Below are 667 nucleotides of genomic sequence, written 5' to 3' on the forward strand. Positions count from 1 at the left end.
TTGGCAAATCAAAAGCAAAATTGCTCAATGAAGCGCAGGGGCGCGTTACCTTTCAGGATGTTGCTGGTGTTGAAGAAGCAAAACAAGATCTACAGGAAATTGTCGAATTTTTACGTGAGCCACAAAAATTTCAACGCTTAGGTGGACGTATTCCACGCGGCGTTTTGCTTGTTGGTCCTCCTGGAACTGGTAAAACCTTGCTGGCTCGCTCCGTCGCTGGTGAAGCCAATGTACCGTTCTTTACTATTTCAGGGTCCGATTTTGTCGAAATGTTCGTCGGTGTTGGGGCAAGTCGCGTGCGGGATATGTTCGAACAGGCTAAAAAAAATGCTCCCTGTATTATCTTGATCGGTGAAATCGACGCTGTCGGGCGCCATCGGGGCGCCGGATTAGGAGGCGGGAACGATGAACGGGAGCAGACCTTAAACCAGTTGCTTGTCGAAATGGATGGCTTTGAACCCAATGAAAGTATTATTCTCATTGCTGCAACAAACCGTCCCGATGTGCTCGATCCTGCTTTGTTAAGACCAGGACGTTTTGATCGGCAAGTTGTTGTGCCAAACCCTGATGTTTCTGGGCGTGAACAAATCTTGAAAGTCCATGTGCGCAATGTGCCTCTAGCTCCTAACGTGGATCTGAAAGTTTTGGCAAGAGGAACGCCAGGATT

1 protein-coding gene is annotated in these 667 nt (G+C 48.3%); it reads left to right on the forward strand.

The genetic code is table 11. The features are described 5' to 3' along the window. Positions 1 to 667: ATP-dependent metallopeptidase FtsH/Yme1/Tma family protein (locus tag ACFINS_RS10535; protein WP_375706240.1), on the forward strand; the 667-nt coding region annotated here is incomplete at both ends.

It is taken from the genome of Bartonella sp. AA2SXKL (genome assembly GCF_042197205.1).
GTDB lineage: Bacteria > Pseudomonadota > Alphaproteobacteria > Rhizobiales > Rhizobiaceae > Bartonella.